Genomic DNA, 6,437 nt, shown 5'->3' with positions numbered 1-6,437 from the left:
TATTAATCCGCCTTTCGGCGGGCTATCCCCCAGATTCGGGTAGGTTGGCTACGCGTTACGCACCCGTGCGCCACTATGGTATTGCTACCACCGTTCGACTTGCATGTATTAGGCCTGCCGCTAGCGTTCATCCTGAGCCAAGATCAAACTCTCCATTGTAAAATTCTTCTACACCCTGCCGAAGCAGGGCTGATGTCGAGTGCGAATCCGACTCGTCTTGACGAGTTCTGTGTATTCGTGTTACGCTTGTAATTTCTACTACTTGTCTTGCGACTTGTAGTCCTTACTATTTGTCTTTTCCAACCATTCAAAGAACGTGTATCACTTCCATTTGAGGTGATAGTGTGGCTGTTAGCAGCCTGTTTTTCTTCCTCTTATTTTCCCTTCTTGCGATTGGGAGTGCAAAGGTAAGCAGAAGTTTTGAACCGACAAGCAAAAGGCGAAAAATTTTATTTTTTCTTCGTTTCGCGTTTCAATCCGTAGCCGCCTCCTGTTGAAGCGGGGTGCAAAGGTAAGAAACTTTTTTCGGCTTTCACAAGGGCTTCCGAACTTTAATTTTCGAAGGCATTTGCGAAGCGGCACGGCGGGCAATACAAGTACGGCGAGCACGAAGTTCCTTACTGGTCAAATTTCTGTTGGAGCAGTTGCTTTGGCAGAACCCGATGCCCTGTTGGCGATTGGGAGTGCAAAAGTAGGAGGATTTTTTGGGACAGCAAGGGGTGACGAGCAACTTTTGTTAAGAGCAGACGTAGCGGCGGCGGCTTTGGCGCGACGGGGCATTTGGAATCAGCGACTTATACAGTAGGAGACTTTTAGAAATTTTTAGCGGATTGGTTCGGGGGCGAAGAATTCGGTGAGGTTGGGACGGTATTGGCGGGGGCGTTGGGACTCGTATTGCTGGATTTGGTGGCCTAGTTGGGCGAGGAATGGAAGGCCGATGCTGTCGTATTCGTAGGCGCCGTCGTTGATGATACCGTCTTGGTTGACGTATAGGACGGCGCTGAGGAGGAATTCGGACTGGTGCAGGGAGTCAGCGAAGTAGGCGACATCGGCGAGGTAGCCGTGCGACATGCCGACGATGTTGTAGATGCGGAGGGTGGATTGGTGGGGGATTTCGGGGTTGCGGCCGTAGTAGAGGTATTTTTTGTAGGCGTCGAAGTAGCGGGCGGGGGCGTAGGGATGGAAGCCGGACTCGTGGGGAGTGGCGTGGAGGTAGCGGCGGAGGAAGGCGTAATCGGTTGGGGTAAGGCGGAGGCGCTGGGAGGTCGGGACGGATTCGGGGAAGAGGATGCTTTGGAGGAGGGCGGTGATGGCGGGGAGCGGGAGGTGATTGGCGGTGGTGAAATCGTAGGGTTCGGGGATGATGCGGCGGCCGGCCTGGTGGGCGCGGCCTTTTAGGACGCGGCCGAGGGGGCTGGTGTAGGCGATAAAGTTGTATTGGGCGGGCTGCTTATATAAGGTGTCGCCTTGGGGGGTGTGGAAACTGATGGGGTTGGTGTGGCGGTTGGCGGCGGTGTCGCAGGGGGCGAAGCGGCGGGTGATGCGGACGTTGCGGTATCCGAGTTGGGCGAGGCGCTCATTAAGGGGACGTTGGCCGAGGAATTCGTAAAGGCGGTTGTAGGCGAGGTTGTCGCTTACCAGGAGCATGCGCTTGATGTAGTTGCCGACGGTGGCGGTGCGGTCGCTGTCGGCGGGAGCGGCGAAGGGGACGGGGGTCTGGCAGCGGTAGGCGGTGCCGGTGGCCATGATGGTGCGGCGGGTGACTCCCGGTTTGTTGAGGTCATTAAGCTTTTCGAGGGAGAGCGCTACGACGGGGAGTTTGACTAAGCTGGCTGGGTTGAAGTATTGCTGGGGGTTGAGGTGGTAGGTGTGGGGGGTGAAGGTGGGACGGTTTTGGGCGTCGCGGTTGATTTGGGTGTAGATGATTTGGAGTTCGTATTGGGGATTGGTAGCGACTCTCTTTAATATGGGATTGGTTTGGATTAGGGAGTCTAGTATTGGGGATTCTCCTGGCGTTAACCTCACCCCCCAGCCCCCTCTCCTGTGGAGAGGGGGTGCCAGACGACTTTTTGCGGTTAGGGTTGTTATCGTCAATAGAATAGCCGCTCCTATTATATAGTATAAGGTGGGGCAAGATTGGTGATAGGTTTTCATAGAACATCGAAATAAAAAGGGCCGTGATGTTGCCACCACGGCCCTGTGGGGCAGTTTTCGAGTTATTTAATCGGCCAAGGGAACCAGGCGTTTGGCCAACATTAGGTTGGAGTCGGTTTGACGCCAGTTGTAGCCGGTGCCAAAGGGGAGCGGCTTGGGTTTGTGGAGGGTGTCGCGGTAGGCGGCGGTGAGTTCGGGCTGGTATTGCTTAGCGAAGAGGTTGATGGGGCGGCGGTAGGTGCCGTAATAGTTGAACTGCCAAGCGCCTTTCTGGAAGTACTTCATAGCGATGCCGGAATCGTCTTGCAGGATGTAGCGGCTGCGGCGGAGGACGGTGCGGCGCACTTTATTGAAATACGACTTGTGCATGAGGTAGGTGGCCGACTTCACGTAGGTGGTGAGGGGGCCGAGGTGGCGCACGAATTCCAGCGGGGCGCTTTTGGAGGTAAGCTTCCAGTCGCTGAGGTCGGCAGAGAAGTAGTAGACGGTTTTGGGTTGGCCGTCGGGGCCACGGAGCTTCATTTCGACGCCGGGAATGGCTTTCGGGTTGGGTGTTTGGGTGGTGTCTTTAGGGGCATCCTGGAGCTGGCCGGCGGTATTGAGCTGGACGGGGCGGATGGCGGTGATTTGGTTGCCGGTGCGGGCGGCGAAGAGCATCATCAACGGCAGGGCACCGTCGAGTTCGACCGATTTCAGGTCGACGGCCATGTCGTTGGTGCGGAAGAAGCTGAAATTGAGCACCGACCAGAGCGAGGTTTTGACGGCGGGCAGGAGCTTGGGGTTTTCGAGCGAGGTGCGGGCGGGAATGCTGCCGACGGGTTCGAGCCCCATCAGGACGTAGGTTTGGCTGGTAGGGAACATCGTGAAGACGTTCAGGAAATCGGGGCCGCTGAAGGGGTAGAAGATTGTGGGGCTGTTGGCGTGCACGGAATCCAGTTCGGTGTTGGCCCACTGGATCATGCGCGTGGTGTGCGTGGCGCGGTATTTATCCCAGCTTTTGTCCTGGTCTTTGGCGAAGGCCTGCCAAGCGGGCGTGGCAGCCAGGGCAGTGAGGTCGCTGTGCTGGCTGGGCTGGAGGCCGCCGAGGAAGAGGGCGACGTCCTGCGCGTAGGCGGTATCGGGGGTGGCGGTGGGCTTGGGGACGGCAGCAGTTTTAGCCGAGGTGGCGACGGGCGATTTGGTGGAATCGATAGCATCGGCCGTGCTGGCCATGGTTTCTTTCCTGACGGAAGTCGCGGTTTCCTGTTTGGTGTTCGACTCGGAGCAAGCGGAGAGCAAGAGCAGGGCGGCGGGCAGGAGCCGAAGCGCGGCGGTGCGAAGGGACATTATACTATATAAAGTGTGACGGCAGGCTGCCGAAGCATCCAATGAAGCCGCAAGTTACGGAAGCGCTTCACCCTTGGGGGCTGCCGGGGAAGCTGCCGGGCGCGTGGTGAGGAAGTAGACCAACGCCCCGATTACCAGAGTAGCCAGGCCGTAGAGCGACTCCAGCGGTTTGTCGCGCAGGATGAAGGCCAGCGTCCAGCCGCTCAGCCCGAGGAAAATAAGGGGTGTAATGGGGTAGCCCCAGGCGCGATACGGGCGTGGCAAAGCGGGCTGGCGGATGCGCAGGACGAATAAACCCAGCACGGTGAGGAAGGTGAACAGGTTTAGCACAAAGCCAGCGTAAACCAGTACCGATTGAAAACCTGGCTTCACAACAAACAGCAGGGTGATACCTGTCTGAAGTAGCAGCGCACGGACGGGAATACCGGCCCGGCTTTTTGGTGCTAAGAAACGCAAGGCCGGAATGTCCTCGCCCATCGTTTGCACGATGCGCGGTCCGGCGAAAATCATTGAGCTGATGGTAGAAACCAGTAGAACAGCGATAACGCCGCCCATCAGCCGGCCCACGGCATCCCCAAACAGCGAAGTGGCGGCCACGAAACCAACCTCTAATGGCTGCGGAAAAACGGCTTTGGCACCGCTCACCAATTCCGTCATTGGCGTGGAGCGGAGGAACACATAGTTCAACCCTACATATAATAGAAGCACTACGGCGGTGCCGGCCAACAAGATGCGGGAGAGGTTGCGCTTCGGATTTTCGATTTCGCCCGTCACGTACACGGCGGCATTCCAGCCAGAGTAGGCGTAGCTCACATACACGAGGCTCACGGCGAAGGCGGGGCTGAGCAGGGCGCGCCAGCCGGCGGCATCGGGCCGGAAGCTGATGGGCTGCCCCTCCCCTACCACCATGCCCGCGCCGATGAATACCACCAGCACACCTACTTTGAGGGCGGTAATGATGATTTGGAGGCGACTGCCAACGCGGGTGCTGCTGCCGTGCACCAATGACAAGGCCAGTACCACGGCCACCGACAGCCACTGCGGCTCCAAGCCTGGCCACACGCTTTTGGCGTATTGGCCCAGGGCCAGCGCCGCTAGGGCGGTAGGGGCTGCAAAGCCCACCGTGGCCGACACCCAGCCCGAGAGGAACCCCAGCGCAGGATGATAAATCTGGCTCAGGTAGTGGTATTCGCCGCCCGAGCGGGGCATGGCCGAAGCCAGCTCGGCATAGCTCACGGCTCCGCAGAGAGCGATGAGGCCCCCCACCAGCCATAGCATCAGCAGCGCAAAGCCGCTTTGGATGCCCAGCACCTGGAAACCGAGGCTGGTGAAAACGCCCGTGCCCACCATGTTGGCAATGACGATAGCCGCACCGGTGAGGAAGGTGATTTTATAAGGGGTTCGGGTAAGCTCGGGCATGGTGCAAAGATGCGAAGCATTATTGCGCCTGTTGAGCATCTGGTATGTCATGCTGAACGCAGTAAAGCACCTTACCTCGTCTGAACAACTTGTTATAACGTGATAAGGTGCTTCACTGCGTTCAGCATGACAACCGAACCGGTCCGCCTACTCGGCTATGCTAGCGGCTTTGGGCTTTTTGTAGAGCGGCACGGTGCTACACGGCTCGCCGTACATGATGCTGCTCGTGACGGGCAGTAGCTTTTGCATGATGGCCACGTAGGCGAAGGTGGGCACAGGCTTGTCGCCGCAGCCTTTCACCACTACTTTGGCGTCGCGGTATTCTTCGGTATCAATCGCAGCGATGGCTTCGTCGAACAGCGATTGCTCCAAGGCATCAAGGTTGCCGAAGACATAGCGGTGGGCGTGGCCTTGGAGTTTGGTAGCGAGCAGCATGTAAGCCCAGGTGGGCACAATGGCATCGGCCGAGCAGATGATGGCGACGTTTTTACCGTCGTAATGCGTCCAATCGTTGGTTTTCACGAACTCACGGAAGTCCTTTTCGCGCAGCATCAGGCCGTGGAAGAGGTTGTCTTTAATATCGTACACCATCCGCTCGCCGGGGTGAATAAACTCTTCCAAGTTGAGGGTGACGAGGCCGGAGTTGGCGACGCGGTTGACGAAGAGAGGTTCCATTGGATGTAGCGCGGACTTGGTAGTCCGCGTATTTAATAATGAATGTTCAGTCTCGCTGATTCGCGGACTACAAAGTCCGCGCTACTTCGCTTTCGGCGTGGTTGTGTACACTTCTTTCAGGTAAAACGGTTCGTAGTACGCTACGTCCTGGAATTGCTGCCGGTGAAATGCAGCTACGCCCAACTGCCCCACCGAAATAGCCGACGGCTCAATGCCCGCCAGGAAACCAGCATTAGGTTGTTCTCCCAGCAAGGCCTGAAACTTAGCCGCGCCGTGACCGAAGAATAACACGGAATGGTGGGCCAATTGTTCGGCCAGCGTGTCGGCGTCGAGGATGAGGGGGGTGGGCACTAGTACCTCTCGGCCATCGTGGGTGTACAGCGCGGCGTATACTTCCTGCCGCCGGGCATCCAGCATAGGGCAGAATAGGTGATTTTCGGGGCGGGCAGTGCCGGCCGCCACCTGCGCCGCTAGCGCCCGCAACGTGCTCACGGCCACCAGCGGAATATCGAGCGCAAAACATAGCCCTTTAGCGGCAGCCCCACCGATGCGCAAGCCGGTGTAGGAACCGGGCCCGTCGCTTACAGCCACGGCGGCGAGGTCGGCCAGTTGGTGGCCGGTATTGGCGAGCAGCTGCTCGATGAGCACGGTGAGGTGGGTGGAGTGCGACTTATCGAGCCGCAGCTCGGACTGGCCGACCAAGGAGCCGTCGGCCACGCGGTGCAGGGCAACGGAGCAGACGGGAGACGAGGTTTCGAGGGAGAGGAGGAGGGATTTGCTCAATGTAGATTTGAAATTTCCGGCGCAAAATTATTGAAGATGTATAATCTGGAGTTGCTCAAGCAGCACTTAGAAACGAACTG

5 protein-coding genes and 1 rRNA gene are annotated in these 6,437 nt (G+C 57.9%); all 6 read right to left on the bottom strand.

Translation table 11 applies throughout. The features are described 5' to 3' along the window. Positions 1-159, bottom strand: a 16S ribosomal RNA gene (locus Q4S41_RS20785); the annotation flags it as partial. Positions 160-822: 663 nt separating this feature from the next. Beyond that, positions 823-2,154, bottom strand: a complete 1,332-nt coding sequence (locus Q4S41_RS20780) for a serine hydrolase (protein WP_305033054.1) — start codon at positions 2,152-2,154, stop codon at positions 823-825. A 66-nt stretch (positions 2,155-2,220) separates the two neighbouring features. Then, positions 2,221-3,480 (bottom strand): hypothetical protein, encoded by a 1,260-nt coding sequence (locus tag Q4S41_RS20775; RefSeq protein WP_305033053.1) that lies wholly within the window; start codon positions 3,478-3,480, stop codon positions 2,221-2,223. Between the two features lie 54 nt (positions 3,481-3,534). Then, complete coding sequence (locus Q4S41_RS20770) at positions 3,535-4,899, bottom strand: APC family permease (protein WP_305033052.1); 1,365 nt, start codon at positions 4,897-4,899, stop codon at positions 3,535-3,537. 147 nt (positions 4,900-5,046) lie between these two features. Beyond that, positions 5,047-5,574 carry a DUF2480 family protein gene (locus tag Q4S41_RS20765; RefSeq protein ID WP_305033051.1) on the bottom strand — a complete coding sequence of 176 codons (528 nt, stop codon included), beginning with the start codon at positions 5,572-5,574 and terminating at the stop codon, positions 5,047-5,049. A gap of 81 nt (positions 5,575-5,655) precedes the next feature. Then, positions 5,656-6,357 (bottom strand): tRNA (adenosine(37)-N6)-threonylcarbamoyltransferase complex dimerization subunit type 1 TsaB, encoded by a 702-nt coding sequence (gene tsaB, locus Q4S41_RS20760; protein ID WP_305033050.1) that lies wholly within the window; start codon positions 6,355-6,357, stop codon positions 5,656-5,658. Positions 6,358-6,437: the final 80 nt, after the last annotated feature.

Source organism: Hymenobacter convexus (genome assembly GCF_030580955.1).
Taxonomy (GTDB): Bacteria; Bacteroidota; Bacteroidia; order Cytophagales; family Hymenobacteraceae; genus Hymenobacter.
The sequence above is the reverse complement of the archived record's forward strand: the minus strand, read 5'-3'. Positions and strand labels throughout refer to the sequence as shown.